Below are 16,898 nucleotides of genomic sequence, written 5' to 3' on the forward strand. Positions count from 1 at the left end.
GGCTATTCCGCGGCCTGGGCGAATTCGGGCGGCGGCCCGCGCCATGGCACCGGGGCGCCGAGCGCTTGCGCCACCGCGAGCCCCGAGCGCAAGCCGTCCTCGTGGAAGCCATAGCCGGTCCAGGCGCCGCAGAACCAGGTGTTATGCTGGCCCTGGATCTCGCCGAGCCGCTTTTGCGCGGCGAAGGCGGCGGCGGTGTAGTGCGGATGGTCGAAGCGATATTGCCCGAAGGTCAGCGCCGGATCCGGCGCGAAAGGCGGGTTGAGGCTGACGAACAGCGGCCTGGCATCGTCGATGCCCTGCAGCCGGTTCATCCAATAGGTGACGGCGACGTCGTTGAGCGGCGTGCCGTCGCGGCGCCAGCGCAGGAAATTCCACGACGCCCAGGCGCCTTTGCGCTTCGGCATCAGCCGCGGATCGCGATGCAGATAGACCTGGTTCGGCGCATAGCCGATATCGCCCAGAATGCCGCGCTCGTCATCGCTGGGATCGGCCAGCATCGCCAGCGCCTGATCGCTATGCGCGGCGATCACCACATGATCGTAGGTCTCGCGGTTGCCGTGGCTGTCGCTGACGATGACGCTTTGCTTGGTGCGTTCGACCGCGGTCACCGCGCAGCCCAGCCGCAACCGCTCCTTGTTGCCGGCGATCAGCTTTTCGACATAGCGCTGGCTACCGCCCTTGACCGAGCGCCACACCGGACGGTCGTAATGCAGCAGGCGATGATTGTTGAAGAAGGCGATGAAGTTTTCCGCCGGGAATTCCAGGATGCGATCGGCGGGCGCCGACCAGATCGCGGCGCCCATCGGCGCCAGATAATCCGTCAGCAGCCGCGGCGCGAATTGACGCAGCGCGAAATAGTCGCCGAGCGTCAGCCCGGCGAGCCGCCCGGCGGCGAAATCGGCGACGCTGCGCTCGTTGAAGCGCAAGATGTCGCGCAGCATTCGCAGATAGGACGGCGACAACAGATTGCGCGGTTGCGCGAACAGGCCTTTGGCGGTGTCGAACCAGGTCGAGCCGCCACCTTTCCATTCGAACCGGCCGGCGTCGGCGGAGACCGCAAAGCTCATGCAGCTTGCCACGGTCTCGACGCCCAGATGCGCGAACAGCGCGGTCAGGTCGGGATAATTGTGTTCATTATAGACGATGAAGCCGATATCGACCGCGATGGGAATACCGTCATAATCGACCGTGACGGTATGACTGTGGCCGCCCGGCCGCAGCTCGCGCTCATAGAGCGTCACGGGATAACGGCGCGACAGCGCCCAAGCGGCGGCGTTGCCCGCGATTCCCGTTCCAACAACTGCGACGCGCATTCTCAGCCCCCGTGACCCCAGCTCCCGAGATACGATCCTCCGCCGACAAAGTTTCAGACGGCTCGCAGCGCAATTTCAGGAAATGGACCCGACGAATCCTCCGTTGCCGAATTTAGACATGAAATCTTTGTAAGATTCGCCGCATTCGGCACCGGCGTCAAGTATATGAAATGCCCTTGAAATATGCCTTTGTGAGACGTTCGTGTGGGCCTCGGCGAATCGGCGCCGGGCTTTGCCGCGCGCGAAGCGGGAGATGCCTCTGTGCGGCGCACCTTCCGGTCGCTACAATGCCGTGCTGATTTCATGAAAGTGTTCTCCTGTGAACCTGTCGCAACTGACTGGTGAAATAGATCGTGCGGCGTCGCGCTCCCGGCAGTCGCGCTCCCGGCACGGGATCATGCCGCCGTCGCCCCCGCGATGCGCCGGAATGTCGCGGGCATGAGCAAATCATTGAGTGGCTTCGTACGCTCGGTCAGGCTGGTGGCCGGTCTCGCCGTTGCGGCGGCGACCGGCGGCTGCATCCTGACCGCCGACCTGCCGGACCCCGCGCTCGATGTTCCGATCGGCTACAAGGCGGCGGCCGCCAGTGCGGTCGAGGCGCCGCCGGCGCTGGATTGGTGGCGCGGCTTTCGCTCCAAGGAACTCACTGAGCTGATCGAGGAGGCGCAGACCGTCAATCTCGACATTGCCGCGGCGAGCGCGCGGATCATCCAGGCCGACGCCCAGGCGCGGATCGCCGGCGCGGCGTTGTTGCCGAGCATCAGCGGCAGCGGCGGCGCGACGCGGGCGAAGAGTTCGACGGCGTCCAGCGGCGTCACCACCAGTTCCGGGCGGACGTTCAACACCTTTTCGTCGTCGCTCAGCGCCAGCTACGAGATCGACTTCTGGGGCAAGAATCACGACGCCGTGCTGGCCGCCGAGCAATTGTCCACCGCCAACCGGTTCGACCGCGACGTCGTCGCGCTGTCCACCATGGCGGCGGTCGCCACCGCCTATTTCCAGGTGCTGGCGGCGCAGGACCGGATCCGCACCGCCGAGCGCAACATCGGCAGCGCGGGGCGGATCCTCGACGCCTTCAAGCAGCGCCTCAACGCCGGCACCGGCAGCGATCTGGAAGTCGCCCAGCAGGAGAGCGTGCTGGCCAATCAGCGCGCCGCGGTGCCGCTGTTGCGTCAAACCCTAACGCAGAATCTCAACGCGCTGGCGACGCTGGTGGCGCGTCCGCCGGAATTGGTGCGCGTCGCCGGCGGGTCGCTGAACCGGATCGGCTCGCCGCGGGTGACGCCTGGCCTGCCGTCGGACCTGCTGACGCAACGCCCCGACATCAGGCGCCAGGAAGCCCAGCTGGCGCTGGCCACCGCCAATGTCGGCAGCGCCCGGGCGCAATTCTTTCCCAGTATCCAATTGACCGGGCAGGGCGGCTATCAAAGCGCGGCGCTGGCGGCCTTGTTCACCCCGCAGGCGGCGTTCTATAGCGCCGCCGCCAGCCTGACCCAGCCGATCTTCGATGGCGGTCGGATTCTCGGCAATTTCGAATACACCAAGGCGCAGCAGGACGAATTGCTGCAGACCTACCGCAAGACGGTGGTGTCGGCCTTCGCCGATGTCGATACCGCGCTGGATGCGATCCGCCAGACCAGCGAACGGCTGCGGCTGCAGCGCATCGTGGTGTCGTCGTCGCGGCGCGCCTTCGGCCTGGCCGAGCAGCAATTGCGCGCGGGAACTGCCGACATCGTCACCGTGCTGAACACCCAATTGACACTGTTTCAGGCGGAAGATGCGCTGATCCAGACCCAGCTGTCGCGGCTGCTGGCGATCGTCAGCCTGTATCAGGCGCTGGGTGGCGGCTGGGAGCCGAAGTTGGAGAGGTCGGTCAATGCTCTTTAGGCCGGATTCGGGGCCAGCGACGAATGCCAGTGACGTTCGGCCGGTGGCGTCACGGACGCGACGGCGGATGCTGGCGCTGCTGGTGACCGCGGCGATCCTGGGGGGCCTTGGTTATATGGCCTGGACCTCGTTCCACCCGAAGCAGACCGCCGGCCGGGTGCGCCCGAATCTGACGGTGCCGGTGCTGGCCGCGACCCCGAAGGTCGAGGATGTGCCGGTCTATCTCGACGGCGTCGGCGCGGTGCGCGCCTTGAACAATGTGACGGTGCGCGCCCAGGTCGACGGCAAGCTGATGTCGATCAATTTCAAGGACGGCCAGGACGTCAAGGCCGGCGACGTGCTGGCCGAGATCGATCCGGCGATCTACCAGGCGCAATACGACCAGGCGGTCGCCAAGAAAGCGCAGGACCAGGCGCAGCTCGCCAATGCAAAGATCGATCTGGCGCGCTATCAGCAGCTCGCCGCCTCCAATGCCGGTTCCAAGCAGCAGGCCGACACCCAGAAGGCGACGGTGGCGCAGCTCGAGGCTCAGGTCCGTTCCGATCAGGCCGCGATCGACAACGCCGCCGTGATGCTGGGCTATACCAAGGTGGTGGCGCCGATCTCGGGCCGCACCGGGCTGCGGCAGGTCGATGAGGGCAATATCATCAAGGCGTCGGATGCCACCGGCATCGTCGTGATCACCCAATTGCAGCCGATCGCCGTGCAATTCAGCCTGCCGCAGCAGCAGATCGTGCGGGTCAATGCCGCCGCCGCCAAGGCGCCGCTGCCGGTCGATGTGTTCGGCAATGACGGCGTCACCGTGGTCGACAGCGGAACGCTGACCGGGATCGACAACCAGGTCGATTCCACCACCGGCACGGTGAAGCTGAAGGCGGAATTTCCCAATGCCCGGTTGCAGCTATGGCCCGGTCAATTCGTCAATGTCCGGCTCAAGGTGGATACGTTGCCGCAGGCGCTGGTGGTGCCGACCTCGGCGGTGCAGCGCGGTCCCGCCGGCACCTTCAGCTATGTGATCGGCGAGGACGACGTGGTGAGCGCGCGCGCCGTGACGGTGACGCAGCAGAACGAGACCGAGGCGGTGATCGCTAAGGGTCTGACGCCGACCGATCGGGTGGTCACCACCGGCTTCGCCAATCTGTCCGAAGGCGCCAAGGTCACGATCGGCAGCGATGAGCAGACGCCGACGCCCGATCTGGCGCCGCCGGCGCGCAAACGGCGCGGCGAGGGCAAGGGGGCGGGCCAGGGATCAGGCAAGGGATCGGGCAAAAAATCGGGCGAGGGTCACGGCGGCAAGCGCCAAGGCGCCGCAGCGGACGGCGCGGCCAAGACGGCGCAGCCATGACGCCGGGCCGTAAATATTAGCATGCGTGATGTCGCAGCCATGAGGTTGCAGCCATGAGCGTCTCGGAACCGTTCATTCGTCGCCCGGTGGCGACCTCGCTGCTGGGAATCGCGCTGCTGCTCGGCGGCCTGCTCGGCTATTGGGGCCTGCCGGTGTCGGCGCTGCCGCAGGTCGACTTCCCGACCGTGCAGGTGACGACGCAGCTGCCCGGCGCCAGCCCGGACGTGGTCGCCTCGCTGATCACTGCGCCGCTGGAACGCCAGCTCGGCCAGATCCCGTCGCTGACGGCGATGAAATCCACCAGTTCGTTCGGCGTCAGCCAGGTCTCGCTGCAGTTCGACCTCAACCGCGACATCGACGGCGCCACCCAGGACGTCCAGGCCGCGATCAACGCCGCCGCCGGCATCCTGCCGAAAAATCTGCCCTATCCGCCGACCTACGCCAAGGTCAACCCGGCCGATGCGCCGGTGATGACGCTGGCGCTGACCTCGCCGACCAGTTCGCTGCGGGCGATGAGCGACATCGCCGACACGCTGCTGGCGCAGCGCTTGAGCCAGATCAGCGGCGTCGGCAAGGTGACGGTGCTGGGCGGGCTGAAGCCGGCGGTGCGGGTGCAGGCCGATCTGTCGCGGCTGGCCGCTTACGGCATTTCGATGGAGGATCTGCGTAGCGCGATCGCCGGCGCCAACGTCTCCGGTCCGAAGGGCTCGCTCGACGGCAGCCAGCAGGCCTACACCATCGCCGCCAACGACCAGATCGCGGCGGCCGACGCCTACAAGCCGATCATCGTCGCCTATCGCAACGGCGCGCCGGTGACGATCGGCGATGTCGCGCGCATTGTCGACGGGCTGGAGAACGACCGCACCGGCGGCTGGTACAACGGCACGCCGGCCGTCATCCTCGACATCCAGCGCCAGCCCGGCGCCAATGTGATCGAGGTGGTGCGCCAGATCCGCGCCGAAATCCCCAAGGTGCAGCGCGCGATTCCCGCCGGCGTGAAGCTGACCGTGGTCTCCGACCGCACCGTGACGATCCGCGCCTCGGTGCACGACGTGCAGTTCACCCTGCTGCTCAGCGTCGGGCTGGTGACGCTGGTGGTGCTGTTGTTCCTGCGCTCGATGCGCGCCACCATCATCGCCGGCGTGGCGCTGCCGCTGTCGCTGATCACCAGCTTCGGGGTGATGTATTTCGCCGGCTTCAGCCTCGACAATCTGTCGCTGATGGCGCTGACGATCGGCACCGGCTTCGTGGTCGACGACGCCATCGTGATGATCGAAAACATCGTCCGCCACATGGAGGACGGCGAAAGCCCGATGCAGGCGGCGTTGAGCGGCGCCAGCGAAATCGGCTTCACGGTGATCTCGCTGACGGTGTCGCTGATCGCGGTGTTCATCCCGCTGTTGTTCATGTCCGGCCTGGTCGGCCGCATGTTCCGCGAATTTGCGCTGACGCTGACCATCGCGGTGGTGACGTCGGCGATCGTGTCGTTGACGCTGACGCCGATGATGTGCTCGCGGCTGCTCAAGCACGCCGGCGAGGAGCGCCAGATCCCGGGCCTGGCGACGATCAGCGGCTGGATCGATCGCTCCGCGGAATCCTATCACCGCACGCTGCTATGGGTGCTGCGGCATCAGCGCGCGACCCTGGTGGTGACCTTCGTCACCATCGCCGCCACGCTGGTGCTCTATGTGGTGGCGCCGAAGGGCTTCCTGCCGCTGCAGGACACCGCCTCGATCACCGCCGTCACCGAGGCCGGTCCCGACGTCTCCTTCGCCGAGATGCAGGCACGGCAGGCCGAGACCGCCGACGCCATCAAGGCCGATCCCGACGTCACCGGCGTGGTCTCGGTGATCGGCGCGGGCTCGGTCAACCCCACCACCAATGTCGGCCGGCTGGTGATGAATCTGAAGCCGCGCGGCGAGCGCCAGGCCGATGTCTCCGCGGTGATCGCGCGGCTGAAACAGCGGGTCGCGGCGATTCCCGGCATGACGGTGTATTTCCAGGCGGTGCAGGACGTCCAGATCTCGACCCAGTCGAGCCGCTCGCAATATCAATACACATTGACCGGCACCGACGCCGCGCAGGTCGGGCTGTGGGCCAACAATCTGGTCGCCGAAATGCGCCGCGATCCCCTGTTCCGCGACGTCTCGTCGGAAGCCCAGAATGGCGGCCTGCGCGCCGCGCTCGACATCGACCGGCAGCGCGCCGGCCAGCTCGGCGTCAGCATTCAGGCGGTCAACGACACGCTGAACGACGCCTTCGCCCAGCGCCAGATCTCGACCATCTACGGCCAGGCCAATCAATATCGCGTGGTGCTGGAGGCGATGCCCGAGTATCAGCACGATCCCTCGGTGCTGTCGAAACTCTATGTGCCCGGCAACAATGGCGCCCAGGTCCCGCTCTCGGCGGTGGCGACCATGACCCGGACCACCGCGCCGCTGGCGATCTCGCATTATGACCAATTTCCGGCGGTGTCGCTGAGCTTCAATCTGGCGCCGGGGGCCGCGCTCGGCGACGCCGTGAAGGCGGTCGCGGCGATCGAGCAACGGATCGGCATGCCCGGTGCCATCGTCGGGCTGTACAGCGGCGACGCTGCCGAATTCTCCAAATCGCTGGCCGGCCAGCCCTGGCTGATCCTCGCCGCGCTGGTGACGATCTATATCGTGCTTGGCGTGCTGTATGAGAGCTACATCCATCCGATCACGATCCTGTCGACGCTGCCCTCGGCCGGCGTCGGCGCCATCCTGGCCCTGATGCTGTTCGGCCAGGACCTGTCGGTGATCGGGCTGATCGGCATCATCCTGCTGATGGGCATCGTCAAGAAGAACGCCATCATGATGATCGACTTCGCGCTCGAGGCCGAGCGGCACAAGGGGATGTCGTCCTATGAGGCGATCGTGCAGGCCTGCCGGCTCCGCTTCCGGCCGATCATGATGACGACGCTGGCGGCGCTGTTCGGCGCGCTGCCGCTGGCAATCGAAAGCGGGACCGGCGCCGAATTGCGGTTTCCGCTCGGCATCTCGATCGTCGGCGGCTTGCTGCTGAGCCAGCTGCTGACGCTCTACACCACGCCGGTCATCTACCTGGCGCTGGACCGGCTCAATCGCCGGGTCGAGCGCGCGCTGCCGCCGGCCGAGCCGGCGCCGCCGATTGCCAAGCCGGCCGGGGAGACGCCCTGATGGCGTCGATGTCCGCCCCCTTCATCAGGCGGCCGGTCGGCACCACGCTGCTGGCGATCGGGCTGCTGCTGCTCGGCATGGTGTCCTACGTGTTCCTGCCGGTGGCGGCGCTGCCTAATGTCGATTTTCCGATGATCATGGTGACGGCGTCGCGGCCGGGCGCCGATCCCTCGGTGATGGCCGCCACGGTGGCGGCGCCGCTGGAGCGCCGGCTCGGCGAGATCGCCGGCCTCGACAAGATCACCTCGACCAGTTCGCTGGGCTCGACCCGGATCCAGCTGCAATTCGCGATGGGCCGCGAACTCGACCGCGCCGCCCGCGACGTCCAGGCCGCGATCAACGCCTCGATCAGCGATCTGCCGAGTGATCTGCCGACCTTGCCGAAATTCCGCAAATTCAACTCCGCCGCGTCGCCGGTGTTCATCCTGGCGCTGACCTCGAAGACGATGGCGGCGAGCGCTATCTATGATGTTGCCGACACCGTGCTGGCGCAGCGCATCGCCCAGGTCCCCGGCGTCGGCGACGTCACCGTCTCGGGCGCCGACCAGCCGGCGGTGCGGATCGCGCTCAATCCGGTGGCGCTGTCGACCGCCGGCATCTCCACCGATGCGGTGCGCACCGCGATCGTCGCCGCCAATCCGCTGGGGCCGGTCGGCAGTTTCGACGGCGCGCGACAAAGCGAGACGCTGTCCACCAACCGCCAGATGCGCACCGCGGCCGAATTCCGCGACATCGTCGTCAAGAGCGGCAATGGCAGCACGCTGCTGTTGTCCGACATCGCCACGGTGTCGGACGCGACCCGTTCGAGCCGGACCATCGCCTGGTTCAACAAGCAGCCGGCGGTGCTGATCCAGATCACCAAGCAGGGCGACGCCAACGTCATCGAGACCGTCGACCGGGTGAAGGAATTGCTGCCGGAACTGAAGCAGTGGATTCCCGCCGGCGTCGATATCTCGGTGGTGACCGACCGCACCGGCACGATCCGCGCCAGCGTCGACGACATGCAGTGGACATTGCTGGCGACCGTGATGCTGGTGATGCTGGTGGTGTTCGTGTTTCTGCGGCGGGCGACGCCGACCATCGCGGCCGGGATCGCGGTGCCGCTGGCGCTGGCCGGAACCTGCGCCGGAATGTGGCTGTCGGGATTCTCGGTCAACAATCTGACGCTGATGGCGCTGGCGATCGCGGTCGGCTTCGTGGTCGACGACGCCATCGTGATGATCGAGAACATGTACCGCAATCTCGAACGCGGCATGGCGCCGATGCAGGCCGCGCTCGATGGCGCCAGGCAGATCGGATTCACCGTGCTGTCGATCAGCCTGTCGCTGATCGCGGCGTTCGCGCCGCTGATCTTCATGGAGGGCATCGGCGGCCGGCTGTTGCGCGAATTCTCGCTGACGCTGACCTTCGCCATCGTGGTGTCGACGGTGGTGTCGCTGACGGTGACGCCGATGATCTGCGCGCACTACATCCGCGCGCCGGTTTCGGCCAAGGAGACCTGGTTCGACCGCTTTGTCGAAGGCGGGCTGGCGCGCATCGTCGGGTTCTATGAATGGACGCTGCGCGCCGTGCTGGGGTTTCCGGGGCTGACCATGCTGGTGTTCGTCGCCACCATCGCGCTGACGGTGACGATGTTCATCAAGATTCCGAAGGGCTATTTTCCGAGTGACGATTCCGGCTTCGTGATCGGATCGACCCGGGCCTCGGCGGACATCTCGTTCCAGGCCATGAAGCAGTTGCAGGAACGTTTGGCCGATATCGTGATGGCCGATCCGGCGGTCGACGGGGTGGGCTCGGTGCTGGGCGGCGGCAGCCGCGGCGGCTCCAATCGCGGGGTGATGTTCATCAACTTGAAGTCGCTGGCGGAGCGTGGCGGCGTCACCACCGAGCAGGTGATCGACCGGATGCGCAAGAACCTCGGCACCGTGGCCGGCATCAAGCTGTTCATGTTCGCCGCGCAGGATTTGCGCGGCGGCGGCCGGCAGAGCGATTCCAACTATCAATACACCCTGACCAGCACCGATCTCGATCTGTTGCAGAAATGGGCGCCGATCGTCGGCAAGCGGATGCAGAGCGTGGAGGGCATCACCGACATATCGAGCGACCGCGATCCGGGCGGTCTGGAACTGACGCTGTCGATCGATCGCGACACCGCGTCGCGGCTCGGCGTCCGGGTTCAGGATATCGACAACGCGCTCAACAATGCGTTCTCGCAGCGGCAGATCTCGACGGTCTACACCCAGCGCAACCAATACCAGGTGATCCTGGAGATCGATCCGAATTTCCAGACCGACCCTTCGGACCTGGAACGGATCTTCGTCGCCAGCAGCAGCGGCGCCCAGGTCCCGCTGTCGGCGGTGGTGCATGCCAAGCGCGGTCTCGCTGCGCTGGCGGTGTATCATTCGCAATCGATGCCCTCGACCACGGTGTCGTTCAACACGCTGCCGGATGTGCCGCTGCAGGAGGCGACCGCGAATATCCAGCGCGCGGTCGACGAATTGCACATGCCGGAAGGCATCCGCGGCTCGTTCGACGGCCAGGCCAGCGATTTCCGCGACTCCAGCGCCAAGCAGCCGGTGCTGATCCTGGCGGCGTTTATCGCGATGTATATCGTGCTGGGCGTGCTCTATGAGAGCCTGGCCCATCCCTTGACCATCATCTCGACGCTGCCCTCGGCGGGGCTCGGCGCGCTGCTGGCGCTGCAGGTCACCGGCACGCCGCTGACCATGGTGGCCTTTATCGGCATCATCATGCTGATCGGCATCGTCAAGAAGAACGGGATCATGATGGTGGATTTCGCCCTGGAGGCCGAGCGGATCCGCGGATTGTCCTCGGCGGATGCGATTTTCGAGGCCTGCATCGTCCGGTTCCGCCCGATCCTGATGACCACGATGGCGGCGCTGTTCGCGGCGCTTCCCCTGGTGGTGGCGGTCGGGCCGGGCACCGAATTGCGCCGGCCGCTCGGCATCACCATCATCGGCGGGCTGTTCGTGTCGCAGATCCTGACCCTGTACACGACCCCGGTGATCTACCTGCTGATCGACCGGTGGCGACAAAAATGGGCGCGGGCGCCGGCCGCCGCTCCGGCCGAATAGGCGTCCGCCGCCGATCGCCATGGTTGAAGCCCCGCGCGGCGGGGCGTATAGCGAGCGATGTCCAAGATATTGAAACCTGAAGCCGGGGCGCCCGAGCCGATCCCGGAATGCGCGCATTGCGGCAAGCCGGTGCCGCTATGCATCTGCGACAGCATCACACCGATCGAGAATCGGATCGCGCTGTTGATCCTGCAGCACCCGCAGGAGCAGGACCGCGCGCTCGGCACCGCGCGGCTGGCGGCGCTGCATTTTCCCAATGCCGTGGTGCGGATCGGGCTGTCCTGGCCGAGCCTGTCGAAGGCGCTGGGGCAGCAGGTTCAGGATCCGACGCGCTGGGCGGTGCTGTATCTCGGCTCCGCCAAGGTCGCCGATCTCGACACCGACCGCGATATCGTGGCGATCGGCCGCAAAAGCGAGATCCTGGAGAATCAGCGGGCGATTCTGAAGGATCTCGAGGGCATCGTGCTGCTCGACGGCACCTGGAGCCAGGCCAAGGCGCTGTGGTGGCGCAACGCCTGGATGCTGAAATGCCAGCGGGTGATCCTCGGGCCGAAAGCGCCGTCGCGCTACGGCGTGCTGCGCAAGGAGCCGCGCCGCGACGGGCTGTCGACCATCGAGGCCGCCGCGATGCTGCTCGGCAGCCTGGAAAAGCGCCCCGATATCGAGGCAACCTTGCTGGGCGCCTTCGACCGGATGCTGGCGCGCTATCGCGAGGTCCAGGCCGAGATGCCCGAACTGGCGCCCAAGCCGAAGAAACGCGATTACCGCCGCAAGAAGCGGGCCTGAGCCCCTGGGCTGCGGTTGCCTATCGGGCTTCGGCCGTATATGAGATCGCCCATGGGGCCACGTGGCGGAGTGGTTACGCGCCGGTCTGCAAAACCGTTTACCCCGGTTCAATTCCGGGCGTGGCCTCCAGCATCATGACGACTTTCACAGGAATTGGCCGGGACAGATCGGTTCCGGCTTAATTTGCGTCGTGGAAAATCGGGGCAGGGCGATGCGCCATTATGCGCCAGATCAAAGCCGGCCGCCGCGAGGCGGGCTAGACCATGCCAACGGGGCTTCGGCACCGGAGAGCAGCATGTTCAGCAGCAAACCACAGCAGCAAAAAAAACCGCCCCCACCGAAACGATATGAGCCGCTACCGGAACAGGATTTCGGCGGTGGCGATATTTGTTCACTGGAAGAGCAGCCTTCAACCGACGACGATATGCCGCTCGACTGAGCCGGCTGTGTTGTCGCGTTGAAGTGGAAACGGCGCAGCCGGGCCGCTGCCGCGACGTTGTCGCGCGCAGATCAGACCCGGTGATCGCCCGAAATTTGCTTGATGAATTGTCGGTCGTGCAGGCGCGCGGGCGCCGCGTCGATTCGTGACGCTTGCGCATCGCCCCCTGCAATCGATCTCAGCAGGAGGCGTGCCAGCCCTCGGGGAACGGCATCAGCGGCCATTCGAGCTGATTGTCGTTGGCGGGGCGCGGCACGAACCGCAAGACGTTCGAGCGCGGCCTGATGCCGTTGTGGAAATTGTCCTGGGGTCCGGTCTCGATCGCATCGGCGACGATATCCAGCATCTGATCGTATTCGGCTTCTGTCATGACCCGCTCCTGTTGCCAGGAACGTCGCAGAAACAGTTTTGAGCCGGGTTGAATTGGTCGCTAAAATTGTAACGATCGCCGTCGCGGCGAGGGCGTCGCGTGGTGGGTACGCCCGCCGATGGCGCGGGATGCTGCCCGGCTGCTGTGAACCAGATCACGGTCTCCGATCGCCGTTCATGGCAACTGCGTCGTCAGGGCAACCCGGCGCAGGAGACGAATATGACCAGCGAGGTTCCGTGGTTTCGTCATTGGCGATGGCCAGACCATCGCGCGGCATTGCTGGGTGCAGCGGTCGCAACGGCGCTGATCGGCTTGGCCGCTGCGCAGCCGATCGCGACCCCGGCGCAGAAACGCGCCTGTACGCCTGACGTCTATCGGCTGTGCGCCAGCGAAATTCCGAACCGCGCCGCGATCACCGCCTGTCTGCGCCGCAAGCGCGGCAGGTTGAGCGAAGCCTGTCGCGCGGTGTTCGAACAATAGATCAGCCAATGCGGCAGCTGTTGCGATGACAGAGGGTGGCGGGCCCGCGAATCGGACCGCGAGCGCTCGGGCGCCGCTTCCACACGGTCTGACCAAACGCACCGATCAAACGCAAAACGCACCCCGGAGGGTGCGATTTGGAGCCATTGGAGTGGCTTAAAAAGTGTTGGCTCCCCGGGCCGGATTCGAACCAGCGACCAACCGGTTAACAGCCGGTTGCTCTACCACTGAGCTACCAGGGAACAGAGCGAAGCGAAGCTCGCGAGGCAGCGTATAACAAAGCGATCCGGGCTTGCAAAGCACAAATCCACATGGCGCTCGCAACAGCTAAAACCGCTGCAATACGGGATTTTACGCGGCTCGACCGCGTTTCGGCCGTTCCAACTCGTCGGATGCGCGCCGATTCGACCGGCGAATTCGGCCGCCGCCGCGCCAAACGATTCGCGCCGCAGCGGTGCCGGATACCGGACGGCGGCATTGCTGGGGATCGTCATCAAGCCGGGTTGTCGCTTGATGTTGCGTTTTGCTGCGTCTTGCACCAAGGATGACGCGGTTTCCAGCAAGGCAAGGGGTACCGATGTCCGATTTCGTGACCGCACGACACAATATGGTCGATGGTCAAATCAGGCCGAGCAGCGTGACCGATTGGCGGATCATCGATGCGATGCGTTCGGTGCCGCGCGAGGCCTTCGTGAGCGAGTCCCAGCGCGCGCTGGCTTATCTCGATATCGATATCGAAGTCGGCGGCAACGGCGCAGTCAAACAATACCTGATCCAGCCCGTGGTGACGGCCCGGCTGCTGCATGCCGCGGAGATCACATCCAGCGACCATGTTCTGGTGGTCGGCAGCGCCACCGGCTATGTGGCCGCGCTGGCGGCCAAGCTCGCCGGGCGAGTGACGGCCAGCGTCAGCGATGCCGCCACCGCAGCCCAGGCGACAGCCATCCTGGACGGCCTTGGTTTCGGCAACATCACCGTCCGGACCGCCCCTGCGGCGGCCGGGTGCCCGGAGGATGCGCCCTTCGACGTCATCATTCTCAACGGCGCCACCGAAATCGTGCCGACCAATCTCTATCAGCAGCTGAAAATGGGCGGGCGGCTGGTCGGCGTGTTTGCCATGCAACGGCCGCAACGCGCGAAGATCGTGACGCGGTCGGCTGGCGATTTCGGCGACCGGGTGTTGTTCGAAACCTCGCTGCCGGTTTTGCCGGAGTTGCAGCGCATGCCAGCATTCGTTTTTTAGTCGCGTTGGCGCCGATTTCTGCATTCGAATCAGAAGTGTGGCTCGGATGCGCCAGCCTGAGAGTTTCGACCGCGATGCGGGGGCAGGGGTTTCGTCGGCCCGAAGCGTGGCATAAGGTATGGTGGGACATTCGGGCGCGCGGAATTTACGAGTTCTTGCAACGCGTGTAAGGCCTTCGGATGTCCTCGCGATGGTTGAACGGTAGGATTGGATTGCCAAGAATGCGTGGCGTGAAACGAGCGACCGGCTCAGCTGTGACCGGCATTCTAATTTTATGTTTGGGTGCGGGCCCGGTTTGGGCCGACACGATCGAGTCGGCCCTGGTGCGGGCCTATCAGAACAATCCGCAGCTCAACGCGCAGCGCGCGTCGGTGCGCTCGGTCGACGAGAACGTGCCGCAAGCGCTGTCGGGCTACCGTCCGCGGATCGCGGTGACCGCAAGCGGCGGCTATCAATACACCGACGTCGAGTCGCTGACCGGCGTGGCTGGTCAATCCGCCAAACTCAAGGGAACGCAAGTTCCGCGCGCCGTTGGCGCGACGATCTCCCAGACCTTGTTCAACGGCCAGCAGACGGCGAACCGGACCCGTGCGGCCGAAGGCCAGGTCTCGGCCGCGCGTGAGGGATTGCGGGTGCTGGAGCAGTCGGTGCTGCTCGCCGCTGCTACCATCTACATGGATTATTTGCGCGACGCGGCGATCGTCGAGGTTCAGCGCAGCAACGTCCGGGTGCTCGATCAGACCCTGAAGCAGACCAACGACCGCTTCAATGTCGGCGAAGTCACCCGAACCGACGTGGCGCAGTCGGACGCCCAGCTTGCCGCCGGCCGCAGCCAGCAACTGACCGCGGAATCCAATCTCGTAACCACCAAGTCGAATTTCCGCCGAATCATCGGCAACGAACCCACCCGGCTGGCGCCCGGCTCGCCGGTCGATCGCTTCCTGCCAGCGACCTTGCAGCGCGCCATCGACCTGGGTTTGACCAACAATCCGAACGTCACTGCGGCGATGTTTGGCATCGATGTCAGCCATCTCAACGTCAAGGTCGCCGAGGGCGCGCTGTTTCCGACCCTGAGCCTGCAGGCTAGCGCCCAGCAGGCCTACGAACCTTCGATCTCGGTCGATAAGCAATTCGTCGCTTCGGGAATCGCGCAATTGTCGGTTCCGATCTATCAGGGCGGCGGCGAATACGCCTTGATTCGGCAATCCAAGGAGACGCTGGCGCAACAGCGGCTCAATCTCGAGCAGGTGCGCGACCAGGTTCGCGCCAGCGTGGCGCAGGCTTGGGGCCAGTTGCTGGCGGCGCGGGCGCAGGTGTCCTCGGCTCAGGCCCAGGTCAAGGCGTCGGAGATCGCCGTCAATGGCGTGCGCGAGGAAGCCAGGGCCGGTCAGCGGACCACCTTGGACGTGCTCAATGGGCAGCAGGCGCTGGTCAATGCGCGCGTCGCTCTGGTGACCGCGCAGCATGACCGGGTCGTGGCGTCCTACGCGGTGCTCAGCGCGGTGGGCCGGTTGTCGCCGCAGGTACTTGGTCTGAAGACCAACATCTACGATCCCAGCGTCCACTATCACCAGGTCCGCGACAGCTGGTTCGGCGTTCGCACGCCGGACGGTCGCTGAGCCGCGGCCTGTCGGGGTTTCGTCTTGTCGTCGAGAGCCCTTTGCTTGCAATCACTTATCGGCATGACGTAGCGTCCTGCGAAAGAGCAGGGCGATTCGTGGCGCGATGGCGTTGGCAGTTTGTAAGGCCCGGCATGCGCCAGTTCGCGTCCGCCCCGACGATGATTGCAATGCGCTTGATCTGGGGACAAGTCCGGTTCGCTCGATGAATGTCGGTCCGACTTTGCCGGAATCGTCCCCGCTTGCGCCGCTTTGGTGTAAAACGCCTGCACCGGCGTTGATGATGTGGAGTCCGAGATGACGCAGCCTGCAAAGGTCCAAGAGCCCTCCATGGAGGAGATTTTGGCGTCGATTCGCCGTATCATCGCCGACGACGAAGCAAAGCCGGCTGCGACACCACCCTCGCCAGTTCCGGCGGCGAAGCCCGAAGCTGCGAAGCCGGTGGCGCCGGCCCCGAAGCCTGCGGCGATGAGCAATGATGCGCCCGCTGCGCCGGCTCCCAAAGCCGCGGCCGCACCGCCCAAGCCCGTCACGGCAGCTGCGAAACCAGAGCCGACGCCGCCTCCGGCACCGCCGGCCAAGGCCAGCAACGATCAGGACGATATCGACGCCTTGCTAGCCGGACTCGACGCCACGACAACCGAAGACGAGGTGAGGCCGCCGCAGCCGGACGGCGACGTCTTCGAGCTCACCGACGACATGGCGCTACCGGACCCGCCGACCCCGTTGCCGGGGCCGTCTTATCAGAAGCAGGCGATTGCGGCCGATCTCGAATTCGCCGAGGCGACGCCACCGATCCAGCCGCCGCGTGAGCCGGCCTTCGAAGCCCCGCCGGAGCGGGCGGTCGAAGCGGAACACTGGGCATCCGAACCGGCACCACAGCAAATGCTGTCACGCTCGACCGCCTCGGCGGTGGAATCGGCATTCAATTCGCTGGCCAACACCGTGCTCAGCAATAACGCCCGCACGCTGGAAGATCTGGTCAAGGAAATGCTGCGGCCGATGCTGAAATCTTGGCTCGACGACAATTTGCCGACGATGGTCGAGCGCATCGTCAAGGCCGAAATCGAACGGGTCTCCCGCGGCCGCTGAAACGGCCGGGCGGTTCGCGCAGCGAATTGATGGCCCCGTTGTGGTTG

13 protein-coding genes and 2 tRNA genes are annotated in these 16,898 nt (G+C 65.6%); 11 read left to right on the top strand and 4 right to left on the bottom strand.

What is annotated here, in order from left to right:
- Window positions 1–2 precede the first annotated feature (2 nt).
- Window positions 3–1,316 (bottom strand): NAD(P)/FAD-dependent oxidoreductase, encoded by a 1,314-nt coding sequence (locus RBJ75_RS04590; RefSeq protein WP_044414854.1) that lies wholly within the window; start codon window positions 1,314–1,316, stop codon window positions 3–5.
- A gap of 438 nt (window positions 1,317–1,754) precedes the next feature.
- Here RBJ75_RS04590 and RBJ75_RS04595 point away from each other — a divergent pair, with 438 nt between their 5' ends.
- The 7 genes from RBJ75_RS04595 to RBJ75_RS04625 all read left to right on the top strand — a co-directional run bounded on the left by RBJ75_RS04595 (window position 1,755) and on the right by RBJ75_RS04625 (window position 12,047).
- A complete protein-coding gene (locus tag RBJ75_RS04595) occupies window positions 1,755–3,203 on the top strand; it encodes an efflux transporter outer membrane subunit (protein ID WP_044414883.1) in 1,449 nt (482 codons plus the stop codon).
- On the top strand, window positions 3,193–4,548 hold the full coding sequence (locus tag RBJ75_RS04600) for an efflux RND transporter periplasmic adaptor subunit (protein WP_044414856.1): 1,356 nt from the start codon (window positions 3,193–3,195) through the stop codon (window positions 4,546–4,548). Before RBJ75_RS04595 ends, RBJ75_RS04600 begins: the two co-directional genes overlap by 11 nt.
- A gap of 53 nt (window positions 4,549–4,601) precedes the next feature.
- Window positions 4,602–7,727, top strand: a complete 3,126-nt coding sequence (locus tag RBJ75_RS04605; protein WP_044414858.1) for a multidrug efflux RND transporter permease subunit — start codon at window positions 4,602–4,604, stop codon at window positions 7,725–7,727.
- Window positions 7,727–10,822: an efflux RND transporter permease subunit gene (locus RBJ75_RS04610; protein ID WP_044414860.1), complete on the top strand. Its 3,096-nt coding sequence runs from the start codon at window positions 7,727–7,729 to the stop codon at window positions 10,820–10,822. The genes RBJ75_RS04605 and RBJ75_RS04610 overlap by 1 nt, the downstream gene beginning before the upstream one ends.
- Before the next feature lie 57 nt (window positions 10,823–10,879).
- Window positions 10,880–11,608: a tRNA-uridine aminocarboxypropyltransferase gene (locus RBJ75_RS04615; RefSeq protein ID WP_044414862.1), complete on the top strand. Its 729-nt coding sequence runs from the start codon at window positions 10,880–10,882 to the stop codon at window positions 11,606–11,608.
- Window positions 11,609–11,663: 55 nt separating this feature from the next.
- A tRNA-Cys gene (locus tag RBJ75_RS04620) sits at window positions 11,664–11,737 on the top strand.
- A gap of 166 nt (window positions 11,738–11,903) precedes the next feature.
- Window positions 11,904–12,047: a hypothetical protein gene (locus RBJ75_RS04625; protein WP_160297952.1), complete on the top strand. Its 144-nt coding sequence runs from the start codon at window positions 11,904–11,906 to the stop codon at window positions 12,045–12,047.
- Between the two features lie 178 nt (window positions 12,048–12,225).
- On the opposite strand, the gene RBJ75_RS04630 is transcribed toward RBJ75_RS04625, so the two are convergent.
- Window positions 12,226–12,417 carry a hypothetical protein gene (locus tag RBJ75_RS04630; RefSeq protein ID WP_044414864.1) on the bottom strand — a complete coding sequence of 64 codons (192 nt, stop codon included), beginning with the start codon at window positions 12,415–12,417 and terminating at the stop codon, window positions 12,226–12,228.
- 219 nt (window positions 12,418–12,636) lie between these two features.
- Between RBJ75_RS04630 and RBJ75_RS04635 the strand changes: the two genes are divergently transcribed.
- Complete coding sequence (locus tag RBJ75_RS04635) at window positions 12,637–12,897, top strand: hypothetical protein (RefSeq protein ID WP_044414884.1); 261 nt, start codon at window positions 12,637–12,639, stop codon at window positions 12,895–12,897.
- Between the two features lie 167 nt (window positions 12,898–13,064).
- On the opposite strand, the gene RBJ75_RS04640 is transcribed toward RBJ75_RS04635, so the two are convergent.
- Both RBJ75_RS04640 and RBJ75_RS04645 read right to left on the bottom strand, forming a co-directional pair.
- Window positions 13,065–13,139: transfer RNA gene (locus RBJ75_RS04640), tRNA-Asn, on the bottom strand.
- A complete protein-coding gene (locus RBJ75_RS04645) occupies window positions 13,119–13,460 on the bottom strand; it encodes a hypothetical protein (RefSeq protein ID WP_152647799.1) in 342 nt (113 codons plus the stop codon). The genes RBJ75_RS04640 and RBJ75_RS04645 overlap by 21 nt, the downstream gene beginning before the upstream one ends.
- A gap of 14 nt (window positions 13,461–13,474) precedes the next feature.
- On the opposite strand from RBJ75_RS04645, the gene RBJ75_RS04650 reads away from it, so the two are divergent.
- The 3 genes from RBJ75_RS04650 (at window position 13,475) to RBJ75_RS04660 (ending at window position 16,851) form a co-directional block, all read left to right on the top strand.
- Window positions 13,475–14,140, top strand: coding sequence for a protein-L-isoaspartate O-methyltransferase family protein (locus tag RBJ75_RS04650; RefSeq protein WP_044414866.1), 666 nt, complete (start codon window positions 13,475–13,477; stop codon window positions 14,138–14,140).
- Window positions 14,141–14,361: 221 nt separating this feature from the next.
- Window positions 14,362–15,759, top strand: coding sequence for a TolC family outer membrane protein (locus tag RBJ75_RS04655; protein ID WP_044414867.1), 1,398 nt, complete (start codon window positions 14,362–14,364; stop codon window positions 15,757–15,759).
- Window positions 15,760–16,056: 297 nt separating this feature from the next.
- Window positions 16,057–16,851 (top strand): PopZ family protein, encoded by a 795-nt coding sequence (locus RBJ75_RS04660; RefSeq protein WP_044414869.1) that lies wholly within the window; start codon window positions 16,057–16,059, stop codon window positions 16,849–16,851.
- Window positions 16,852–16,898 lie beyond the last annotated feature (47 nt).

Origin of the sequence: Rhodopseudomonas sp. BAL398 (assembly GCF_033001325.1) — a bacterium.
GTDB lineage: Bacteria > Pseudomonadota > Alphaproteobacteria > Rhizobiales > Xanthobacteraceae > JARJEH01.